The organism is Chitinophaga pinensis, from assembly GCF_007896845.1.
In the GTDB taxonomy this organism is placed as follows: domain Bacteria; phylum Bacteroidota; class Bacteroidia; order Chitinophagales; family Chitinophagaceae; genus Chitinophaga; species Chitinophaga pinensis_C.
In genome coordinates, this window is record NZ_VOHS01000013.1 from 88,161 (window position 1) to 110,321 (window position 22,161).

Annotated in this window: 17 protein-coding genes and 2 pseudogenes; 4 read left to right on the forward strand and 15 right to left on the reverse strand. The window is 44.7% G+C overall.

Going from position 1 to position 22,161, the window contains the following annotated elements; genetic code table 11:
* Window positions 1-59 precede the first annotated feature (59 nt).
* The 4 genes from galK to FEF09_RS15005 form a co-directional block, all read right to left on the reverse strand.
* Window positions 60-1,226 (reverse strand): galactokinase, encoded by a 1,167-nt coding sequence (galK, locus tag FEF09_RS14995; protein ID WP_146305874.1) that lies wholly within the window; start codon window positions 1,224-1,226, stop codon window positions 60-62.
* A gap of 36 nt (window positions 1,227-1,262) precedes the next feature.
* Window positions 1,263-1,514, reverse strand: coding sequence for a hypothetical protein (locus FEF09_RS33035; protein ID WP_261387500.1), 252 nt, complete (start codon window positions 1,512-1,514; stop codon window positions 1,263-1,265).
* A complete protein-coding gene (locus FEF09_RS15000; RefSeq protein ID WP_261387501.1) occupies window positions 1,439-2,323 on the reverse strand; it encodes a glycoside hydrolase family 2 TIM barrel-domain containing protein in 885 nt (294 codons plus the stop codon). The genes FEF09_RS33035 and FEF09_RS15000 overlap by 76 nt, the downstream gene beginning before the upstream one ends.
* A 396-nt stretch (window positions 2,324-2,719) precedes the next feature.
* The gene (locus FEF09_RS15005) at window positions 2,720-3,742 is read right to left on the reverse strand and encodes a LacI family DNA-binding transcriptional regulator (RefSeq protein ID WP_146305875.1); all 1,023 of its coding nucleotides are present in this window, start codon (window positions 3,740-3,742) and stop codon (window positions 2,720-2,722) included.
* Between the two features lie 112 nt (window positions 3,743-3,854).
* On the opposite strand from FEF09_RS15005, the gene FEF09_RS15010 reads away from it, so the two are divergent.
* Together FEF09_RS15010 and FEF09_RS15015 are read left to right on the forward strand one after the other, a co-directional pair.
* Entirely contained in the window at window positions 3,855-4,979 is a 1,125-nt protein-coding gene (locus FEF09_RS15010) for an acyltransferase family protein (RefSeq protein ID WP_146305876.1), read from the forward strand.
* A gap of 84 nt (window positions 4,980-5,063) precedes the next feature.
* Window positions 5,064-5,849 carry an SDR family oxidoreductase gene (locus FEF09_RS15015; RefSeq protein WP_146305877.1) on the forward strand — a complete coding sequence of 262 codons (786 nt, stop codon included), beginning with the start codon at window positions 5,064-5,066 and terminating at the stop codon, window positions 5,847-5,849.
* A 172-nt stretch (window positions 5,850-6,021) separates the two neighbouring features.
* Here the strand turns inward: FEF09_RS15015 and FEF09_RS15020 are convergent, their stop codons facing one another.
* From FEF09_RS15020 to FEF09_RS33040, 6 genes and pseudogenes are all read right to left on the reverse strand, one after another.
* Entirely contained in the window at window positions 6,022-7,452 is a 1,431-nt protein-coding gene (locus FEF09_RS15020) for a SusD/RagB family nutrient-binding outer membrane lipoprotein (protein ID WP_146305878.1), read from the reverse strand.
* Window positions 7,453-7,475: 23 nt separating this feature from the next.
* Window positions 7,476-10,673: a SusC/RagA family TonB-linked outer membrane protein gene (locus tag FEF09_RS15025; protein ID WP_146305879.1), complete on the reverse strand. Its 3,198-nt coding sequence runs from the start codon at window positions 10,671-10,673 to the stop codon at window positions 7,476-7,478.
* Window positions 10,674-11,059: 386 nt separating this feature from the next.
* On the reverse strand, window positions 11,060-11,779 hold the full coding sequence (locus FEF09_RS15030) for a hypothetical protein (RefSeq protein ID WP_146305880.1): 720 nt from the start codon (window positions 11,777-11,779) through the stop codon (window positions 11,060-11,062).
* A gap of 68 nt (window positions 11,780-11,847) precedes the next feature.
* Entirely contained in the window at window positions 11,848-12,675 is an 828-nt protein-coding gene (locus FEF09_RS15035; RefSeq protein ID WP_146305881.1) for an N-acetylmuramoyl-L-alanine amidase, read from the reverse strand.
* A 126-nt stretch (window positions 12,676-12,801) separates the two neighbouring features.
* Window positions 12,802-14,922: pseudogene (locus FEF09_RS15040) on the reverse strand (GH92 family glycosyl hydrolase); the annotation flags it as partial.
* 21 nt (window positions 14,923-14,943) lie between these two features.
* Window positions 14,944-15,066 carry a hypothetical protein gene (locus tag FEF09_RS33040; RefSeq protein WP_261387503.1) on the reverse strand — a complete coding sequence of 41 codons (123 nt, stop codon included), beginning with the start codon at window positions 15,064-15,066 and terminating at the stop codon, window positions 14,944-14,946.
* A gap of 751 nt (window positions 15,067-15,817) precedes the next feature.
* Here FEF09_RS33040 and FEF09_RS15045 point away from each other — a divergent pair.
* Both FEF09_RS15045 and FEF09_RS15050 read left to right on the forward strand, forming a co-directional pair.
* Window positions 15,818-16,090, forward strand: a complete 273-nt coding sequence (locus tag FEF09_RS15045; RefSeq protein WP_261387514.1) for a PDZ domain-containing protein — start codon at window positions 15,818-15,820, stop codon at window positions 16,088-16,090.
* 241 nt (window positions 16,091-16,331) lie between these two features.
* Window positions 16,332-17,066, forward strand: coding sequence for a S41 family peptidase (locus FEF09_RS15050; RefSeq protein WP_261387515.1), 735 nt, complete (start codon window positions 16,332-16,334; stop codon window positions 17,064-17,066).
* A gap of 6 nt (window positions 17,067-17,072) precedes the next feature.
* On the opposite strand, the pseudogene FEF09_RS15055 reads toward FEF09_RS15050, so the two are convergent.
* The 5 genes and pseudogenes from FEF09_RS15055 to FEF09_RS15070 form a co-directional block, all read right to left on the reverse strand.
* A pseudogene (locus tag FEF09_RS15055) lies at window positions 17,073-17,667 on the reverse strand (aldo/keto reductase).
* A 106-nt stretch (window positions 17,668-17,773) separates the two neighbouring features.
* Window positions 17,774-17,956 (reverse strand): aldo/keto reductase, encoded by a 183-nt coding sequence (locus FEF09_RS33045; RefSeq protein WP_261387504.1) that lies wholly within the window; start codon window positions 17,954-17,956, stop codon window positions 17,774-17,776.
* A 132-nt stretch (window positions 17,957-18,088) separates the two neighbouring features.
* Complete coding sequence (locus tag FEF09_RS15060) at window positions 18,089-18,286, reverse strand: hypothetical protein (RefSeq protein WP_146305884.1); 198 nt, start codon at window positions 18,284-18,286, stop codon at window positions 18,089-18,091.
* A 1,387-nt stretch (window positions 18,287-19,673) separates the two neighbouring features.
* Window positions 19,674-20,231, reverse strand: coding sequence for a hypothetical protein (locus tag FEF09_RS15065; RefSeq protein ID WP_146305885.1), 558 nt, complete (start codon window positions 20,229-20,231; stop codon window positions 19,674-19,676).
* Window positions 20,189-21,928, reverse strand: coding sequence for an McrB family protein (locus tag FEF09_RS15070; protein WP_146305886.1), 1,740 nt, complete (start codon window positions 21,926-21,928; stop codon window positions 20,189-20,191). Before FEF09_RS15070 ends, FEF09_RS15065 begins: the two co-directional genes overlap by 43 nt.
* Window positions 21,929-22,161 lie beyond the last annotated feature (233 nt).

Here is a 22,161-nt window from a genome sequence, read left to right on the forward strand (position 1 = left end):
CAGAACATTTAATGGAGGACAGTCCGGGACATGGTAACGGACTGTCCTCTGCTATTGACTTAGTTATTTACAAGATTATTCACAGTGCGGCAGCCATCTTCAATGCTGGTTACATACGCTTTCAGTGGTGTTTTGAAAGCCTGTTCGTAACCGGCAGCAGCTTTTTCCAGTAATGCTGGTACAGCTGATTTCTTCACGATGTTGATGGTACAACCACCAAAGCCGCCACCCATCATACGGGCACCGAGTACACCCTGCTGACCGGCAGCAAATTCAGCCAGCCAGTTCAGTTCTGGACAGCTGACATTGTACAGCTTATCCAGTCCTTCGTGTGTCGCAAATACTTTTTTACCAAATGCTTCCAGATCATTACGCTGCAGATCTTCACAGGCATCCTGTAAACGCTGGATCTCTTCCACAACATAGCGGCAACGATCGTATACGGTTCCATTATGTCCTTTTACATAGGCATCCAGCATATCCATATTCGCATCGCGCAGACTGTTCACATGCGGATGGTGCTTTTTGATCAGCGCCACGCCTGCTTCACATTCTTCACGACGGGTATTGTATTCAGAAGAAGCAAGAGAGTGTTTCACCTGTGTATCCAGTAATACCAGGCTTACATCGTCAAAATTGAAAGGAATGTATTCATAATCCAGTGAAGCGCAATCCAGCTTGATGAGCTGTTGTTTTTTACCGAACATGCTTGCAAACTGGTCCATGATACCACAACGAACCCCTACAAAGTGGTTCTCTGCAGCCTGTGCCAGCAAGGTCATATCCTTACGGCCGATTCCCAGTCCGAAAAGCTCATTTAATGCATAGATGGTTGCACATTCTACTGCTGCGGAGGATGAAAGGCCGGCGCCCAGGGGAACATTACCGCAAAAAGCACATTCGAAACCACCGATGATATGACCTGCCTGTTGTAACTGCTGTACAACGCCTAACAGATAATCAGGCCACTGTTTCGGGGAGCGAACCAGACTGTCCAGTGTACCTTCATAACGATCATTCACATCAAGCGCATGCAGCACGATCTTATTGTCATTGCGTTTTACAATAGCCAGATAAATAGCTTTATCTATAGCAGCGGGCAATACAAACCCGTTATTATAGTCGGTGTGCTCTCCGATCAGGTTAATACGTCCTGCCGCCCTCACCATAATAGGTTCCTGGTCGAAGTGCTGTTGAGAAAAGGCATTTAATTTTGCTTGCTCCACTGTGTTTATTTTTTTGATGATATAACTAAAAGGAGATTACTGCGCTCCCGTCAATGATTTAATGACTGTAACTTCCTCCGTGCTGTATGGCTTACCATCCTGACGGAAAATGTCGTGAAACCATACTGCAGGTTCGCCGCCATCTTTCATCGGCGTATCCCATGCATAGATCGTATTGGTCTTACCAGATACCAGTCCCCAGTTATACGCAGCTACTTTTTCTTTTTCAGTAACGGCATAATATTCTGGAAAAGGCTGCCCCTTGTACGGGCCATATATTCTGTACATATCAGCGGACGACCAAACTTCCGGAGACTGTCAATCGTCTGCTGATGTTCTTTTTCATCTGCGTAATTGTGATAAGTGATCACGTCTGAATTATTCAGCTGAAACACGTTCAGGTCGGTCAGGCTCTTGTTCCATACACCTGCTGATACCGGTTGTGTAACAGGGACCTGTCTTGCCCAGACAAATACCTGCTTCAGCAGGTCCATGCTTTTATCGCCATAATTAGAATTACCCGGCTCGTTATAAAGATCCCATAACAGGATGCGTTGATCATTACCGAAGGTGGTCAGTACATCTTTTACATAACGTTCCAGTGTATCTGTCAGTGCTGGTGACGTTTCCCGGCGTACGCCCGGATCCTGTAACCAGCCTGAATTATGTATACCGGTTTTAGGTGCCGGTTGCTTACCTGTGGCATAAGTATTATTCCAGCAGTCATCAAACAGTACGAAGGTGGTGGAGATGCCGTTTCTGTCTGAAATGTCCAGATAAGTACTGATGCGTTGTTTAAATCCTGCCGGATCCTGTTCCCAGGCGGCATGATGCAGGAATACGCGCATAGAATTCATTCCGATACCTGCAGCATAACCCAGTTCCCTGTTAATGACAGCAGTATCGAAGGTTTCTGCCTGCCACATTTCCAGCTGGTTGATGGCATAACTTGGAATAAAATTGCTTCCCCGTTGCCAGGCATGCTGCTTATACCATTTAGCTGCTTTCTTTTTAGACCAGATCTCTCTGGATTGTCCCTGCGCAAAAGCAACATTGGCCATTGTTGCTGCGAGCAGTACAGTCAGAAATACTTTCATTTTCATGTGTTTTTTCAATTGTGTGGAGCTTGTATGTTAAGTATGAAGAAACGCTGTTGACATTTATATTCTGACTGTGGATATATCCATGGAATTCAATTTTTGTGGAATAATTCTCAAAGTTAAAAGATTTACGTAAACGATTACAATACTTCTCTCAAAAATACAGTGTGGCACACTCACGCTATTGGCATCTAAACATTAAACCATTGATAAACAATACTGTACGAAAAAAGAATGTGGAATAGACAATAAATGTAATCGTTTACTTTCAATTTTGCAAATGCCCTCCCGCAAGGTTTAGGGCCTGCCCATACTAAGGCAGTGCCCGGTATAAGCCTTTATATGATAAAATAAACGGCAACCTGATAAATAGGAATGCAGCTAAGCGACACGTTACTTCTGTGAAGATTGCCTGAAACGGGGTACTGGTTCCAGTACAATTTTAGTACGTGCCTGTGTGCTGACTGCCCCTGTCCCTTCTATGAGTTCCATGAGCAGACGGAATGCCTCTTTACCCATCTCTACCGTTTGCTGGTCTATGCTGGAAAGGCTTGGCGTAATATGCTCATCAAAGGATTCGTTGGCAAATCCAATCACCCCAAAGTCAGCAGGAATATCTACCTGTCTGTCTTTCAGTTCTTTGACAGCACCGAGGGCAGTAAAATCCTCTACGGCAAATACTGCATCAGGAGGGACATTCAACGCCAGCAGGTGAGCAATTGCCTCACGACCTGCATTTATGGACACATCTCCAAAGAAGACCAGCGACTCGTCAAAAGCAATATTGTTGGCACTCAACGCAGCCTTATACCCTTCCAGACGATCCTTGAAGATCTTCAGATGCTGCTGCCCCGCAATATGTGCAATACGGGTATATCCCTGCTTTAAGAGATGCTCCGTCGCATAGTATGCCCCTTTAAAGTCATCCACCACCACAGATGGAATATTCAGGCTGTCATTTGCGCGGTCAAAAAAGACCAGCGGTACACCGCGGTCCGTAATCTCCAGATAATGACTGAACTCCATGGTCTCTTTGGCAATAGACGCCAGGATACCATCCACTCGGGTACTCAGGAAGGTTTCTATTGCCTTCTTTTCATACTCCGGCTTTTCATTAGACTGGTATATCAGCACATTATAGCCATGCTGGTTGGCCAGACTTTCGATACCGTGGACAACAGATCCGAAGAAGTTAATCTCCGCACTGGGAATGATTACGCCGATAATGTTGGTACGTCCTGACCGGAGTGACCAGGCTATTCTGTCCCGCCTGTAGTTCATTTTCTCCGCAGCTGCCTGTACCAGCTTACGTGTCTCTTCACTCGTACCTTTGCGGTTATTCAAGGCTCTGGAAACAGTTGCACCGGTTAAATTCAGTTCCCGGGCAATATCTGCTATAGTGACTTTGTTATTCAACGAAGGGGATGCTTTCCACTAAAGTAAAAAAATCATTCCGGATACGCCAAAATTTCTGACTATGCGTAGTAAAATGGTTGTATTATATTTATAGAATATCCAACAGATTGCTATGAATAACACAACACCGCAGCGCTTCCTGCCACTGGACGTATTCAGGGGACTGACCGTATGCTTTATGATCATCGTGAATACGCCGGGCTGGGACACCTCCTATTACATACTCAACCACGCACAGTGGAATGGATGTACGCCGACTGACATGGTCTTCCCCTCCTTTCTCTTCGCGGTGGGTAACGCTATGAGCTTTAGTATGCGTAAATTTCAACAGCTGGAAAACACGGCCGTACTATCAAAGATCTTCCGTCGTACGCTCCTGATATTCCTGCTGGGTTTCCTGATGTACTGGTTGCCTTTCGTAAGACATACCGAATCAGGACTGGAATTTATCCCGCTCTCTGATACACGTATACTAGGTGTGTTACAGCGTATTGCGCTCTGTTATTGTTTTGCCTCCCTCCTGATCCATTACCTGCCTAAAAAAGCAGTATGGGCGGTGAGCGCAGTCCTCTTACTGGGATACTGGGCTATCATGTATACATTTGGCGATCCGGCGGACCGCTATAGTCTGACGGGTAATGCAGCCCTGCATTTTGATAAACTGATCATGGGTGACAGCCATCTGTATCATGGAGAAGGTATCGCTTTCGATCCTGAAGGATTATTAAGTACACTGCCCGCTATCGTTAATGTGATCGCAGGTTACTATACAGGTTTGTTCATCCAGCAGGAGGGCAAAACGGGTAAAGGTCTGCGTAAATTACTACAGATGGGCGCCTTGCTGATACTCGTAGCATTGGTATGGAGCATGGCATTCCCTATCAATAAGAAACTATGGACCAGCTCTTATGTACTTTATACCGTAGGTATCGATTTACTCATACTCTCTTTGCTCATCTATGTAATTGACTTTAAAAAACAGGAAGGATGGACAAGCTTCTTTACTGTTTTTGGTAAAAACCCACTGTTCCTTTACTTACTCTCCGAAGTAGTGGTCATCTTCCTCTTCTTCTTTCAGGCAGGTGGTATAAGCGTATACAGATGGATCAATACAAATATCTTCCAGCCGATAGCACCGGGTAAACCGGGATCCCTGCTCTTTGCGTTAGTATATATGTTGTTCTGTTGGAGTGTCGGTAAGATACTTGATAAAAAGCGTATATACGTACGTGTTTAGAATAGGACAGGATATGCTATCTTAGCTGAAAACAATCTCAACGGCTTTTGCAGATCATTGTGTAATTATCAGTTATCTAATAGTATGGAACTATCGTTAAAGGGGAAAACCGCCGTTATCTGTGGAAGCACTCAGGGAATAGGATTGGCTACAGCCGGGGAACTGGCTACATTAGGCGCAGAATGCATCCTCCTGGCAAGGAATAAAGAAAGTCTTAAGACCGCAGTCGCAGGACTGGCTACGGACCATTTGCAGGAGCATAGTTATGTGGTAGCTGACTTCCGTGACACCCAACAAGTGGAACAGGCTATAAAAAGTATTACCGAAAAGAAAACGGTGCATATACTTGTTAACAATACCGGTGGCCCGAAAGCCGGCCCCGTTATGGAAGCCGATATCCACGAATTCACGGATGCCTTTCAGCAACATCTCATCATCAATCATATACTTGTACAGGCAGTCATAGCCGGCATGACAGCTGCCGGCTATGGCCGCATTATCAATATCGTATCAACATCTGTGAAGGCGCCGCTGAAGAATTTAGGCGTATCCAACACTATCCGCGGAGGCGTCGCTTCCTGGGCCAAAACAATGGCCGGAGAGCTGGCGCCTTATGGCATTACAGTGAACAATGTACTGCCGGGCATGACCAATACGGCACGTCTGCAGTCCATGCTGGAATATAACGCCAGCAAACGTAATACGACACTTACCAGTATAGAGGAAGAATATCTGAGAGAGATCCCCATGAAACGTTTTGGCGACCCTAAAGAAATTGCCGCTGCGGTAGCATTCCTGGCCACTCCGGCTGCGGCTTACATCACCGGTACGAATATCTGTGTGGATGGTGGCAGAACACCCGTACTCTAAGCTTATCACAAAATAAAAGCCCCGGCAAAAACCGGGGCCTGATTCATCACTTTTTACTATTACAAATTGAACAAGTGTGTATCTGATTTGACAAAAATCCACATTCCTGTCGCATTCTGTAAAGCAAAAACGGAAATTTATTTACGCAAGCGGGAAAACTCTCCCGCTTTCTTTATTCTTTGTCAAACCATAAACGGGTAGTCAACGCATCTGCTCCCTGTCTCCCAACCGCATCTTTATAGTTGCTTCCGTTCAGTGCCTGTTCTGAAGAAGGATAAGTCATTCTTGTAGGAATCTTACCACCCAATGTACCGGTATAAGCAGCCGGCAACTTCGGATAATCCAGTCTGCGCCACTCTGCAAAACCTTCCAGTCCGTCACCAAACAACGCCAGCCACTTCTGCTCTCCTATTGACTTTCTGTAATTGGCTGCATCATACAGTACTGCTGGTTGCGCCAGATAAGTAGTCACACTCAGATCACTTACACCATATTGTTTAAGAGAGGCTGTTACGGCCTGTGCGTATAAAGTGGCTGCATTACCAGATAATAAACCGATCTGCGCCGCTTCTGCTTTAATAAACAATAATTCTGATGCATTGAATAATACTGCAGGTGCAGCAGTCGCGGTAAATACGGCGCCTACATCAGAAGTCTTGTTGAAACCAAGGCGTGCAGCAGAATCTGTCGCCAGACCATTCGTTACACCAACAATCTTGTTTGTGTCTCTCGGTACAGCGCCATAGATCGGTAAACGTGGGTCGTTCAGCTGATTCAGTTTATCAACAATGCTCTTACTGATCCTGTAATCATTACGTGTTTCCCTGTTCCTTGCTACCGGGTTTTGGTTTGGAGAAGCCTGATATACCAGTTGTGCGTTATCGCTATTGCTTACGATAAGGTTAGCATCATCAGCGCCTATCTCATCGAATACAGCTTTTGCCGCAGCAAATTCTTTATCAGAAATACGCAATGCAATACGCAACCTCAATGAATTTGCAAACTTCTTCCACTTGTTCATATCACCATTGTACAGGATATCTCCCGCAATGGCGTTTGCTCCCGGTGTGATCAGACCGGAGGCAGTTTTTAACTCTGCCAGCAGTCCCAGATAAACATCTTTCTGTGCATCATATTTTGGCGTCAGATATTTATCAATCTGTCCTGCCTGTGAATAAGGAATATCACCATAGAAATCAGTCAGCACCTGGAATATCCACGAACGCATGATGATACCTGTCGCTTTATAGTTAGGATTGTGCAATGTATCTCCCAACTCTATCAGTTTAGAGAAATCTGCTACACCCTGTGCATAAAAGTTGTTCCATACCGTCTGGATACTGGTCGCAGCAGGAATATACCTGTCAGGATCAGTATACTGGATCTTCGCCCAGTATTGTACATACAGCAGACTCGTTTCCATCGCCGCATCAGTACCCCAGTAAGTATCCACGTTTGCTTTGATACCGTTGGACAGCAGATAATCCGGCTGTACCTGTTCTGATTCATTCGGGTTCTTGTTGATGTCCTCCAGCTCTTTCTGGCAACTGCTCAGGATCACTGCGGCACCAGCCAACCCTAATATATATTTAACTAGTTTCATGATTTACTGCTTTAATCGGTTCATTAAAAGGATACCCTCAGGTTAAGACCCAGACTGCGGGTAGTTGGGATCTGAAGTGTTTCAAGACCTTGTCCGTTACCTGTGTTGAACGCTGTTTCCGGATCGATGTTAGGTACTTTCTTGTCGATGTACCAGAGGTTACGTGCAGTCACAGTCAGATTAACTGCCTGCAGTCCCCATTTCTTGATCAGCTCCTGTGGCAGTGCATAACCCAGTCTTACTTCACGCAGTTTGATGAAAGATGCGCTGTACACGCTGCTTTCGTTCAGCGAAGAACTATATACTGATTTATAGTAACGCTGTGCTGGCAGGATCGCCTCATTCTTTTTACCATCTGCAGTTACACCGTCGAAAACAATACCGTCATGGTAAACAGTTTCTCCGTTTGGTGCTGCCGCATTGTGATCAGCCAGTTTTACTGCAGTACCATTGGTATTGTTGCCTGCATAGTAGTAAGGAAGACCTCCATGTTCTGCATCACGACCCTGCAGACTCGCTGCCAGTACACCGGTATAGATACCTGTGTAGTTGGTACCTGACCAGATAGAACCACCCTGTCTTGTATCAATCAGGAAGCCTAATGTGAAGCCTTTAAAGGCGAAGTCGTTGTTTACACTACCTGTCCATTTTGGTGTATAATAACCCAATACTTTTTTATCATTTGCGATCTGCGGTGTACCGTTTGCATTAACCAGTATACGACCCTCTGCATCACGTGCATATGCCTTACCATACAATGCGCCATAACGTTTACCCTTGCTGGCCAGTACCTGAATGTTGCCGGAGCTACCCAGTACATAATCGTTCAGGTATCCTTCCTGATCCAGCTCGATCACTTTACTGATATTCTTCGCATAGTTGAAGTTGATGTTCCAGATGAAACCGGAAGGTGTAGTGATTGGTGTACCACCTAAGGTTACTTCCACACCATGGTTATTGATTTTACCTGCGTTCAGCAGTTTTTTCAGATAACCGGTAGTGGCGCTTACGTCAGCCAGCAGGATCTGGTTGTAACTGCTGGAAGTATAATAGGTCACATCAGTGTGGATACGGTCATTCAGGAAACTTGCTTCCAGACCAAACTCGCTGGCTCTGGTGATCTCTGGTTTCAGATCTTTTTTCAGGTATTTATCATTCACGGTCAGCAGAGGATAAGCACCGAACGGCTGACTGAAAGGATAGGTATTCACCAGCTGGTAAGGATCTGCATCTTTACCTACCTGTGCCCATCCACCTCTTACTTTCAGACTCGTTAATACATTGCTCTTGATATCCAGTGCATCACTCAGTACAACTGCTGCATTCACGGAAGGATAGAAATAAGAGTTGTTTTCTGAAGGCAGTGTAGAAGAGCGGTCGTTACGTGCTGTTACGTTTAAGAAAGCCCAGTCTCTGAAGCTCAGCTGAGCAGATGCAAATGCACTATATACTCTCAGTTTGGAGAAGTAGCTGGTAGAGATCAATGGGTCCCTTGAGTTGTTCAGGGTGTACACATCTCTCACGGCCAGTTTAGGTGCCTGCTGATAGTTCTGTTCAAACTGATTGGTACGCTCGTTCACACCTACAAGTCCGTCGATTGTGAAGTCGCTGTTTATTTTCTTTTTCGCATTCAGGGTAAACTCGATGTTGGTTTCCTGTACTACATAGTTGTCTTCAGTATAGGAGCCGAATGGAGTACCATTAGTATAGAACGCTACTTTGTATTTACGCTTGTCATTGTAGCTGTCAGTACCTACGCGCAGGTTGGCAGAGAGCCAGTTGGTGATCTCATAAGAGAGGCGTGCATTTCCGAAGAAACGGTTACGTCCCTGACCAACAGTGTTCTCGTTCTGAATCCAGTACGGGTTACTGTAATAGCTGTGGTTCCAGTTGTAATCGGTACCATCAGCCGCTTTATAATTACGCAATAAACGGGTATCTACCTGACGACCAAACCAGATGAACTGTAAGGTTACGCTGTTACCACGACGACCATCCACACCCGGCAGGTTATCAGCGCCTGCTCTTGTATAGTTGGCGAAAGTGCTCAGTGTCAGCTTTGGCGCAATACGGTAAGTACTGTTTAAAGCGAATGAGTTACGGGTAATACCAGTGTTAGGCAGAATACCTTCCTGTTTGGTATTATTATAAGAGAAACGATAATCGATCTTCTCACTGTTTCCTGCTACAGATACGCCGTTATTCAGGGTATATCCTGTTTCGTAGAAATCTTTTACGTTATCAGGATGCGCTACAAAAGGCGCAGGCTGACCGTTAGAGAAGAACTGTGGTATCAGACGGCCATCCATTTTAGGTCCCCAGCTTTCATCCACACCATCGTTCAATCCACCGCCTTTACCATCTACATAAGAGAACTGTCCGCCGGAACCCTGTCCGTATACGTCCTGAAACTTAGGCAGCACCAGCAGACTTTCAAAAGTCGCACTGGAGTTTAAAGTCACACCCAGTCCCTTCGCATTTTTACCGGTTTTTGTCTTGATCACCAATACACCAGCCGCAGCACGTGAACCATACAGCGCCGCAGCGTTCGGTCCTTTCAGTACGTTTAATGATTCGATATCATCCGGGTTCAGGTCAGAGATCGCATTTGCGAAGTCACGACCGGTTCCGATACCCAGCTGACTATTATCTACAGGTACTCCATCCACTACGAAAAGCGGCTGGTTGTTACCTGCGATGGAAGTCTCACCACGGATAATGATACGGGACGACCCCATATTACCCTGACTGTTGGTAACAGTCACACCGGCGATCTTACCTGCCAGCGCATTTACCAGATTGGTTTCTTTTGCGTCAGCAATATCTTTGGATTTCAGTTCCTGCACCGCATAACCCAGTGAGCGTTTTTCTCTGGAAATACCTAATGCAGTTACCACTACCTCGTTCAGTTTGCTTTCGGTGCTTTCCAGCCCTACGTTCAGTACTTTATTGGTACCTACTACCTGGTCAACCGCTCCGTAACCTATAAAGGAAAAGTGAAGTGTATCATTTGGATTGGCTACGATGGAATATTTACCATCTGCATCTGTATTTGTCCCACGGTTTTTCCCCTTTACAGTAATGATAACACCCGGAATGCGCTGTGCATCGGAACGGGCAGTTACCACACCGGATATCTTGTTATCCTGCGCCTGAGCCCCTTGCAGACCCAGTAACACCAATAACAGTATCACGGCTGTTCTGTGTAATTGTTTGATCATTGTATCAGAATTTATCAGATTGTTATAAGAAGGATTACAGATCTGTCAAGGCAAAGGAATTCCCCTTCCGCCGGTGAAGACCGGTAGTTACTGTCAGTTGGTTTCTTTGATTTTTTATGTACCTGAAGCTGGCATTATTACATGCACGAACAAGAAGAGTAGAATATCCCGGGACAACACCCGGACATTGAATTTACGACGTTGGGAGAGACCCCTGTTGCAGCACCCTTATGTAGCATATAGGCTATAAACATTTTTAATGTATGACTTTAAGTATGGGGTCAAAATTAACATACATTTAGTAATCTACAAAGCGAGTAGACTAAATAGACTGAAATAATATTTATTTATTTGCAAATAGTATTGATAATGAACAAGATAAATATCTACTGATTTCCTGCGCCTGCAAGGCCGGCGTCTTCTAATTGCTTTTTTATCGTAGGATTACCTCCATATTTACTGATAGGTATCTTTAAATTCTTCGCGTCGAGACTCAATGTACTATAGCCATCATTGAACGCATTGCCAAAGGCATTACCATAAATAAGTCCCATCCACATATAAAACGGCTCGTAACGGCCATAGCCGCGGTATTGCCAGAACTGGTCCATCTGTTGAGAAAAACGGGTCAGTCCTGCACTGAAGTCTTCTTCTGTGACCTTGGAAATCGGGGTTTTACGTTTTTGTACATCCAGTTGCTCTCTTCTGTATAGGGTAATGCTGAAATGTGATCCAGTATCTTTCTTGATGGCGTTCAGTGCATCCTGCATGGACTTATAACCATCATCTACTCCGTCGGCACAGTACATCAGCAATGAATCACGGTCTTTAAAGTATTTGAAGGTGGTGCAGAAGTACAGGTCATCTTCTGAAAGCAGGATCATATAAAACCTGCCATTGGCATTGACCTTTCTTACCTCAAGATGCTCCATAGCGTCTGCCTTTCCTTTCCCTCCGGCGCCTGCCAGCTTTACTTCCCTGGATGGCGAGCCTGCATTTTCCACGGCCAGATCATCATCGTCGATCTTGATGTGGCAGACCGGTACTGCTCCTGTGGTCAGGGTATACCAATCTCCTTTCTGTGCAAACGTGGAAACGGTCATCATACATGTTATTACTAAAAGATAACAGGACCGGAGTAATAAGGATCGCATATGTATATGATTGAAAAGGTTTATTCGCTTTTTTCCATCAGACTGAATAAGATCTTCCTCTCCCCTTCATCGAGACTGGTACTGTTGCTTGTATCAGTCGGCACAAAATGTCTTTTAAACGCTTTAATAGCGGCCACAGTATCCCGGGTGTCATATCCTACGATGCGTAAGGCCTGTTTACTGCTGAAATCTCCCGGTACAATAATCTTTGAGGTATCGCCATACCATAATCCGAAACCCTTCTCCGCCAGCTGCTGCCACGGAAACCATACACTTGGGTCTACCTTCCTGCCCGGAGCAATGTCTCCATGACCAATAAAGTTGGCTGCAGGAATATTAAAACGGTGCTTCAGGGAATCCAGCAATGTCAACAGACTATTAATCTGCCGGGGCTGAAAAGGTGTCAATCCATTATTATCCAGTTCGATACCAATAGAACAGGAGTTCATATCCGTCACATTTCCCCATTTGGCAATACCTGCATGCCATGCCCGCAGATAATCATTCAGCATATGATTAATTGTCCCGTCCTTACAGATCACGTAATGTGCACTTACCTGTGTACGGGGCAATGTAAATGTATTAAAGGTCGTATCACAGGAGCCCTGAGCCGTATGATGAATGATCACATAATTGGGCTTACGCAGGTTAAAATTGGTCGTCCCGATCCAGTTCACCGCCGTCGGCGCACCGGTCGAAGGTATAGCTCCCGGTTCTGCCTTCAGGGTTGCAGCATACTGCTTTGCCTGCTGGCGGTATAATTTATTGGTCGTCGCGTAGGGTTTCGGAGCACAACCATATACGGTTGCGGCTATTACCCATAACAGTAAACGGGAATATGGCTTCATCGAATACTTCTTTGGTAGTTTAATTTAATGATTATCCGTTAATTAATAACAAAGCCCGGCTCGTTTTATGTGAGCCGGGCTTTGTTTTATCGTTCGGAGGACATTCGTCCCCTTCATCTATCTTATTTATTTCAGTTCCTGTGTCAGGGAGTAAGGTACAGACTTGTCAGAAATACCTCTTGTCTTGTTAGGAACAGCATCCATATCCACATTGATCACAGCACCTTTCATCAGTTCATTGTGATCCAGCCAGTTATTGGTATAAGGTTTACCATTCACAGTAACGGCTTTGATATAACGGTTAGCATCGCTGTTCTTAGGAGCGGCAATCACCACTTTCTTACCTGATTCCAGAGTAACGGTGGTCTTTTTAAATAAAGGCGCACCTACTACATACTGCTGGGTACCCGGACATACCGGATAGAAACCGAGGGAAGAGAATACATACCATGCAGAAGTCTGGCCGTTATCTTCATCACCACAATAACCATCAGGAGTAGCTGAATACAGACGGTTCATCACCTCTCTGATCCAGTACTGTGCTTTCCATGGCTGACCTGCATAGTTATACAGGTAAATCATGTGCTGGATAGGCTGGTTACCATGTGCATACTGACCCATATTCATGATCTGCATTTCGCGGATCTCATGGATAGTACCACCATAGTAACTGTCATCATATACCGGAGGCATATTGAATACTGAATCCAGCATGGAAACAAACGTCTCTTTACCACCCATCAGGTTGATCAGACCCTGTACGTCGTGGAATACAGACCAGGTGTAGTGCCAGCTGTTACCTTCAGTGAAGGCATCACCCCATTTGAATGGGTTAAATGGTGTCTGGAACTTACCATCCTTGTTTTTACCACGCATCAGTTTAGTTTCCGGATCAAACACATTACGGTAGTAACGCGCCTGTTTTGCGAATCTGTCTACTTCAGCAGCAGGACGGTTCAGCGCCTTTGCCAGTTTGTAGATAGTGAAGTCGTCGTAGGAATACTCCAGTGTACGGGCAGTATTCTCGTTAACATTCACATCATAAGGTACATAACCCAGTTCGTTGTAATATTTCACACCAGCACGACCAACGGAAGTCAGCGGACCAGCATTATCAGCATTTTTCAGCAGGGCTTCGTAAGCAGTGTTGATATCGAAACCTCTTACACCTTTTAAGTAAGCGTCTGCGATCAGGGAAGCAGAGTTAGAACCGATCATACAGTCACGGTGACCGGGGCTTGCCCACTCAGGTAACCAGCCGCTTTCTTTGTAAGCATTTACCATACCTTCCATGATGTGTGCATTCATAGACTGATACATCATGTTGAAGAATGGGAAAGTAGCACGGAAAGTATCCCAGAAACCGTTGTCGGTGAACATATAACCTGGCAGTACCTGACCATTGTATGGGCTATAGTGTACTACAGCACCTTTCGCATCGTATTCATAGAATTTACGCGGGAACAGCATAGTACGGTACAGGCAGGAATAGAAAGTACGGGTCTGTTCAGAAGTACCGCCTTCTACCTTGATACGGCCCAGCTCAGTATTCCATGCAGCTTTTGCCTTTTCTTTGATCTGGTCAAAGCTGCTGTTACCGATCTCTTTCTGCAGGTTCAGTTCAGCCTGTTCAGGGCTGATGAAGGAAGAAGCTACTTTTACGTTCACTTTCTCCCCTTTTGCAGTAGCAAAACCGATTACAGCACCTACGTGTTTGTCCTGAGCTTCCGCTTCGCCTTGTTTCAGCTCACCATTCTTAAAGGTAGCTACATAGGTAAACGGCTTGTCGAAAGTCAGTACGAAGTAGTTCTTGAAGTTAGCAGGTACACCACCGCTGTTTTTGGTAGTATAGCCTATGATCTTATGCTCAGATTGTAAAACTTTGATATAAGAGCCTTTATCCAGTGCATCGATTACGAGGAAGGCACTGTCAGTCTTAGGGTAGGTCAGACGGATAGCAGCTGCTCTTTCTGTAGGCGTGATCTCAGTAGTCACATTGTGATCTGCCAGATATACGCTATAGTAGTAAGGTTTGGACACCTCTGCTTTGTGAGAGAACCAGCTGGCCCTGTCATCTTCCTTGAATTTTACCTTTCCGGTTACCGGCATGATGGCAAATTGGCCGTAGTCATTGATCCATGGGCTTGGCTGGTGAGTCTGTTTGAAGCCACGCAGTTTATCAGAAGCATAGGTATAAGCCCAACCGTCTCCCATTCTGCCTGTCTGCGGCATCCAGAAGTTCATACCCCATGGATAGCAATGGCAGGATTATTTCGTAGAGAGGGAACCTTTAGAATTGACCCACTCTACCGGATCGGTTACGCTGTTGACTGTCTGCGCCTTTACCCAGCAGGATGCCAGCATAAGGGCGGATAAGATAACTCTTTTCATGTTGAGACTGAATGGAATTTTAGCTTTTATAAGTCTGTAAAAATAGCGTTTCACGGGAAAAGTACTAGTTATTTTATAATGGCGATACCATGACCTATAGCGAGGCTAAAATGTTTTAGCTTCGTGTAGCTTTAGCACCATCTTTATTAAAAATAATATGTTTTTGTCATGAAATAAACCTGCCCCATCTTTGGTAGTCAAATGATGGATTTTAGCGGTCCGGCAGACAAAAAAGACATGTGAATAATTAATATACCAGAAGCGCAAATCTGCCGTTTTAGTATCGTTCGATGCAAATCCCTTCCATATCAGCATTCATTTTATTGTCCCATTTGACACGGATTCTTTTAAAGAACTTTTGAACACATGAATAAACATTTTACGCTAGCCATGAAGATGGCGATATTTGGAGTGCTTGGCAGTGCCATGCTTAGGCCTGCCGTAAAAACGACGCCAAAGTCGACAATTCCACACCAACTGCTTTCTTCTGTTGTCAGTGACGAAGATTCCTGAATACCTGATGTACCGCATTATGCAGGTAACTTATGTAGACGGGGGACGTAACAAAACAACCAACCTGCCAACTTACTTCTGGTACAAAAGGTACCACAATGGATCCATCTGCCAGCATCTATGCCACGCTGACGATCTGTTAGCCACCATGAAATTCTAGTGTCAGCAATGGTCAGGTACTGGACCGTTACAGCTTCCTTGACAGAAACCGTTCATTGTCCAGCTCCTGCAGGACGGTCTGTCTGAAACTTTTAACAAGGTCAGCGCTACCGGTACTTACGGCATGGAAGTCAGTTATGCGTCCGATGCCAATGGTAAGAGTTACCTCTACATTCTTTATGCAGATAAAAACTCTCCTGCCGGCAAGAAAGGCCTTAACCGCGGAGATGATGAGATCGTAGCCATCAATGGAGACGCAATATCTCCTATGACGGCAAACACCAACGTACAGAAGGTAACCAATGCCATCTACAATTCAACCTCCGTTACCTTACAGGTAAGAAGGCCGTGACCGGTACCGTTGCCACCTACAGCTTACAGTCAGGCTCTTACAGTATCAACCCGGTGTTGTTTGATACAGTATATACGGTGAATAATCAGAAAACAGGTTATTTCTCTTTCTACACTTTACCAACACTATAAATAGTAAAGGCGCAGCTACACTGACCAAAAGCACATTAGATGCGCTGTTTGCAAAGTTTAAATCTTTCTACACCTTTACCAACACTATAAATAGTAAAGGCGCAGCTACACTGACCAAAAGCACATTAGATGCGCTGTTTGCAAAGTTTAAATCCGCCGGTATCACCAATTTGATCGTAGACCTGCGTTATAATGGCGGAGGCTCCGTTGCTACCGCAGAATATCTGGATAGTGCTATTGCGCCGGCTTCTGCAGCAGGCAAACCAATGTATTACTATAAGTATAATGATAAGCTGACTGCTGATCTGGACGGTACCGGACTGGAAAGCAGTGTGTCCTTCCCGGGCAATACCGGCGGATTATCACTCAAAAATGTCTTCTTTATCACCTCTTCTCATACGGCTTCTGCCAGCGAATTGACGCTGAACAATCTGTTGCCTTATATGAATGTGAAACTGGTGGGAGATACTACTTATGGTAAACCGGTGGGATTCATTACGTTCAATATCTCAAAATATGATAGCACACATACCAAACAATACCTTGCCGATCTGTATGCTATCAACTTTGCGACAGAAAATGCCAACCATGCAGGCGGATACTATACTGGTATAGCCCCTGATGAGCCGGCCAATGACTATACGACAATCTGGACAAGATACGACAATCTGGACAAGATCTTCAATTATATCTATATCAATACGGGCAGTTTTGCAAGAACCAGTGCCAATGCCAGAGTGCTGACGCAAAGTACTGCCAATCAACGTTCTGCTATCCAGTACTCCATTACTTCCCCGAAATTTAATGGGATGGTGGACTACCGTATCGGCAACCGCATTCACTAATCTTTATTAACGATGCTGGTCATAATAGTTGGCAACCAGCTCGTATCCTAACAATACTCTTTCCGCTGACGTGAGTGGAGTGGTCAACGGCAGTCCTGCCGCCTCATCCAGTTGCGTCAGCGTTCTTATTCCTACTACAGCGGCTCTGACAGCCGGCTCGCCAAGAATATAACACATTGCAGTCTGTGCCGGCGTACGCTTATCCGCCGAAAACTGCGCCACAGCATTGGCCATTTTATGCACTTCTTCGGCGGTATAATTCAGATATGACTCAGCAGGTTTTCCCGCCAGCAGTCCTTTTGCAACACTGCCTCTTGCCAGTACACCGATATTATGTTTATCCAATAATGGCAACATGTCTTCCTCCGGGCGTCTGTCCAGCACTGTATTGCATCATCACGCTGCTCAGATTGGATCGTTGTACCCATTCCCTGATCACATTAGGTCTGATCGAGGAGATCCCATAGTAGCGGATCTTCCCTTCATGTTGTAATTGCTCAAAGCAGTCTACAATATCATCAATAGGATCTTCCATTGTACCGCCATGCAGCTGATAAAGGTCGATATACTCGACATTCAGTCTGCGGAGACTATCTTCCACCGCTTTTTTATATACTCCGGATTGGGATTCCAGTCCCAGCCACTACCATCAGCCCGCCACTGATTACCCACTTTTGTGGCAATGATCGCGTCATTCCGTCTATCCTTTAACGCCTTACCAAGTTGCTTTTCATCTCTCCCTGCTGATACAGATCGGCTGTATCAAAGAAATTAATGCCTTTATCAAGTGCCTGTGCGATCAGGTATTCATTTTCAGCCGCATTGCCATTCAGGGACATACACCCAAATGCAATCTCACTGGAATTGCCAAGTATTTGTAGTTCATACACCTAATTTAAGCAATTCCGCTTATCCTTTTTGGAAGATTTACGGGTAGTATTCAGCACGGCTGCACTGGTGACTGTTTTGATCAATCACCCACAGGATTATACAGGAACTTTATCTGCGTATAGCGTTTATTGTTAGCCAATGCCTTTTATGCGGACGTAATCGTCCAGCATTACTTTATTCTTCAGGGTCAGTACAACATACTTTCTGCTTCGTCCCTGAATGAGGATGCGTAGGCGGATAATATCCCGCCATGCCTTTATCTGAATCGCGCTGATGTCATAGTAACAGATGATGCCTTGTCCCTCAAAATAGGGCGCTATGCGAGTCACTATGCCTGCTCCTATTGCCGGATCAAGATGACTGAGCGGATATAAAGTGGCACCTGAGACACGGATGTTTCAATCAATGTATGATCGTTCACTTTTACAGGCATAACAATTACATATGCGTCCATTAATTGATAGCAGGACCTTCTGGGTTTAGTAACTGTTGCAAATGCTTTTTACTATCTTCTTTAATCAGCTTGCGCAGGGCTTCTTCAGCAGCTTTTTTGCTGTGTGATAAGGAAGAAAAGCGAAGCCGCCCTCGTCTTTGTCAAAATCACCTCATCATAATATTGCTTGTAGGCAGTCCCTCCTTCCCTGCCGGGAAATAGTATGTAGGCAGCTGTTATACCTTTTTTGTAACCATGTCCGCCGTCCTCCTCTGGTTTGTATAAAACACACGTATGTAGTTATTCAGCTGCCGGATATCCGATTCCAGAGGAACATCAATATCATCGTATTGCTTAGACCTATCAGTCTGTATTTGGGATCAAATATGTATGTTTGATATAAGTCGGTGTGTTGACCTTTCCATCCAACTTTCATAATAATATGCAGGCATATTTCTTCTCGCTGACCACCAGCAATTGTATCCATAAAATCGCCTGTATGATGAGGCTCCTGATACAATTCTACTACCAGGTCATCGGACAATGAAAGGTCATTTTCGATTGTACATCTTTGTGCGGCACGATTCCGAATCCTGTTTTTTAATCGCAGCCATTTTATGGATCTCAGGAGATACACTGTAATTTGTCTGATAAGATCTGCTAATCCGAAGAAGGTCCAGACCTTATACATGTACCCGACATCTTTCAATTCCATTTCATACAAACCATCCAATACCTGATATCCTTTTCTCAGGGTTTCCCAGTCCCTTTTTAGACCTGCATATCCCGGATGTGATTGGAAGATCTGCGAACGTAGCCGCTTGCCATCAAATGGTTTAATTTCTTTCAAAAAACTTCGCTTCAGCAAACTACTCAGGGCTTCTTCTGAAAATTCCAGCTGTATACGATACTCTCGTGCAATTCTCTTAAAACTGCTATCCCGGGTTATTTTTTGTAGACATCCCGGTAAGTTGACAGAAATCTTTAATAATATACTTTACAAAACGGTTCTCGTAATTATCCTCCATCAGGCTTTGCGCTACCGTATTAAAGAAGTGTTCTGGTTTGCCCACAAACATTTCAGCTTATCAGAAAGTTTCCCTTTGGGATTGCCGACCGCTGTTCTCTTTACGCTTTTCATTTCAAACTCCGACTTCTGTGAGGAGCGCCAATTATCATATTAACATTCTTTACAACACTTCTAAAAAGATTTCTGAACATGATCCACCATACTATGGCACTATCGTCTGTACCACATGGCTCAAAAGGATGAGAGGTTTTTTTCAGGTGATCAATAAATAACGAGGATGAATCACCTCTACACTCCGCTGCATAGCAGGCAAATCCCGCTTGAAGTCCAGATTTACAGGATAGACCTGAAACTTGAAAGAAACACGCTGTGGAATAGTCCTGAACTGATAATGAAGAATTAGTTCAAAATCGCCCGGCTCGTCCCTGAAATCAAGTACGGCGGGAGATACATAGCTATTCTCTTTCGTTTTCTGCATTTGAAAGATGTTCTCCAGACTTTCAAGCTTTGTATATACAGAAGGATGTAATACCTCCCGATGGAAGCTTAGCGTAAACTTATACCTGATCTTATCAAAAATAACCGGATAATTTGCCTGTAGAATACTTGTCTCCTCAAATGAATGGTTTTTACGATTCCATATGCGGAAGATACATTTGCCGACAGAACAAACATATGCCGTCACTAAATTCGTTGCCAGGTGTCTTTGTCCGGCAGTCTGAACCACTTCTTCAAATTCCGCTCCATCTCTACCATCAGCCAGCGCTATTACCAGACTAAAGTGCTCATGTTCAACAGATAGTATATGCATTTGCTACCAGTAAGAAGTATAACCAACATTTTCAAGAACCGACTGCATACGTTGTATTTTTGCTGACAGACAGGGAAATGTGCCATTTCCGGTAGCAGACGTTCGAGCAGCAAATGGCAGGTATCTGTGTCTCCGGCTATTCTTACCAGAATTTTCATAGCGATCACTTCATCCAGACAGGTGTATAGCCAATCTGCCGGTAAATCAGCTTTAGTCCCTTCGTAATGGAGAAAACAGTATACCAGTGTCTGATGCAACATACGATAACCCAATGCAAATTTTGTATCCTCTAGTATGAAATATAGTCTCTCAAGATGCTTTGAGATAAGCATACCAATATGAGGATGGTTTTGAAAAGCAACGAACCTGTCCAGTGGAGGGGCCATAAGCCACTCTGCGACTTCATAAGTTGGTGGATATTTCCATTTTTCAGTTTCTTCAACCAGTTTTTCCTGTAGTGATTTCATTTTTACCTCGATAGTCATGGTTCTATCAAGTACTCTGGTGCTGATAGTACGGGTAGTTTCATCCATATTAACAGTCCCTACCACAAATAAATTAGCTGGCATGCTGATTCCATTTTCCAGAAAATGCTGTTGTAAAACATTGTCTTCAGACAAACCCAGTTGCCGCCAGAAAGTATGATCTTCATAACTGTAATGCGCTAACTCCTGTGCATTGATAAATGGATCATATATTCTTTTACCCTCGTGTACTCTGACAGTCTCCAATACACTCAGAAAGTCAGAAAAATAGTGTTCAGTCTGCGCAAGATTCATTTCATCAAGACATAGAAAAAAGGGGACGTCCGGATATTGCCATGCCTTTACAAGAAAACGTAACAGATTTGTACTATGGTATCGTAATATTCCGTTGTGGGTGATCGCGTAACCCAGCAGATCATCAGGTTCATGCCAGTCAGGTCTGACGCGGATCATTTCAAAATTACCCGGACTATTGCCGGTGCGCAACACCGGATCTGAACAGGTCATATAAGCCAGCTTACGTACTGTCCACGACTTTCCGCTTCCACTGATACCACCTAATAAGACGAAAGGTTTTGTCCGTAAAGCCATTAACAATTTGCGGTAAGGATGTTCAAATGGAATAACAGTTGGTTTAACCGGAATACGGTTTTGAGGCTGTTTTAAGCCCTCCTTTCTTTTAACAGGACTAATCAGTTTCATTTGTACGCTTGTTTGGTTAACAGGCATCTTTATGGCCTCTACGTGCATATTATACCCCTCCAGTGCATCGAAGGCAGGACCGTCAATAAACAGCGCCTGCAGGTCACTGATCCTTTCCAGTCTGCCGGTATTGTCCCCCTCCTCACTCCACAAATTTGCAATAGCAACCTGCCGGAGCGGCTTTTGCCATTTCCAGCCGCTGGGGATATTGGCTACCTGTTGCACCTCATATTGGCGGAATTCGTCGCCTTCCGTACCGGCATAAGTACCATTTTCGTAATCAAACTCCTTTAGCATGGTCAGCTTGTTACGCACCGCAGTACAGGTAACAGGCGTCGCAACGGTATATAGCGCCTCTTTTTCCCCGCGGTTAACGAAGAAGACAATCTCTCCCGGAGTGACGTCACTAAGTGCAGACTCGTTCCAGAAAATAAATGTCTTGTCCGGGGATAACAGGTTATGATAGTCAGGATTACCAGCCCTGACATCATATATTTTTGCAGGTTTCATAGCTGCAAGTTATTCAAATAATGGAATTAACAAATTAAAGATCAACCACTTATTGATTTGATATTATCCTTATCAATCTGATCCCGATGTACCCCTGACAGCAGTTCAACCCATAATTTTCTTTCTAACCGGTTGCGGTCGCGTGTCGAAAATGAAGCCACCTGATACCGATAGCATCAGGCTCTGGTCAGGAAGATATCCGGCAGATGCCCCGTAGATAAGCCGTAGATAAG

Bases quoted from the DNA above. Each gene is read 5' to 3' on its own strand.
- FEF09_RS33035 (WP_261387500.1), bottom strand. From the start codon at position 1,514: ATGTACAGAATATATGGCCCGTACAAGGGGCAGCCTTTTCCAGAATAT.
- FEF09_RS15000 (WP_261387501.1), bottom strand. From the start codon at position 2,323: ATGAAAGTATTTCTGACTGTACTGCTCGCAGCAACAATGGCCAATGTT.
- FEF09_RS15010 (WP_146305876.1), top strand. From the start codon at position 3,855: ATGAATAACACAACACCGCAGCGCTTCCTGCCACTGGACGTATTCAGG.
- FEF09_RS15015 (WP_146305877.1), top strand. From the start codon at position 5,064: ATGGAACTATCGTTAAAGGGGAAAACCGCCGTTATCTGTGGAAGCACT.
- FEF09_RS15020 (WP_146305878.1), bottom strand. From the start codon at position 7,452: ATGAAACTAGTTAAATATATATTAGGGTTGGCTGGTGCCGCAGTGATC.
- FEF09_RS15025 (WP_146305879.1), bottom strand. From the start codon at position 10,673: ATGATCAAACAATTACACAGAACAGCCGTGATACTGTTATTGGTGTTA.
- FEF09_RS15030 (WP_146305880.1), bottom strand. From the start codon at position 11,779: ATGATGACCGTTTCCACGTTTGCACAGAAAGGAGATTGGTATACCCTG.
- FEF09_RS15035 (WP_146305881.1), bottom strand. From the start codon at position 12,675: ATGAAGCCATATTCCCGTTTACTGTTATGGGTAATAGCCGCAACCGTA.
- FEF09_RS33040 (WP_261387503.1), bottom strand. From the start codon at position 15,066: ATGAAAAGAGTTATCTTATCCGCCCTTATGCTGGCATCCTGCTGGGTA.
- FEF09_RS15065 (WP_146305885.1), bottom strand. From the start codon at position 20,231: ATGCATATACTATCTGTTGAACATGAGCACTTTAGTCTGGTAATAGCG.
- FEF09_RS15070 (WP_146305886.1), bottom strand. From the start codon at position 21,928: ATGAAACCTGCAAAAATATATGATGTCAGGGCTGGTAATCCTGACTAT.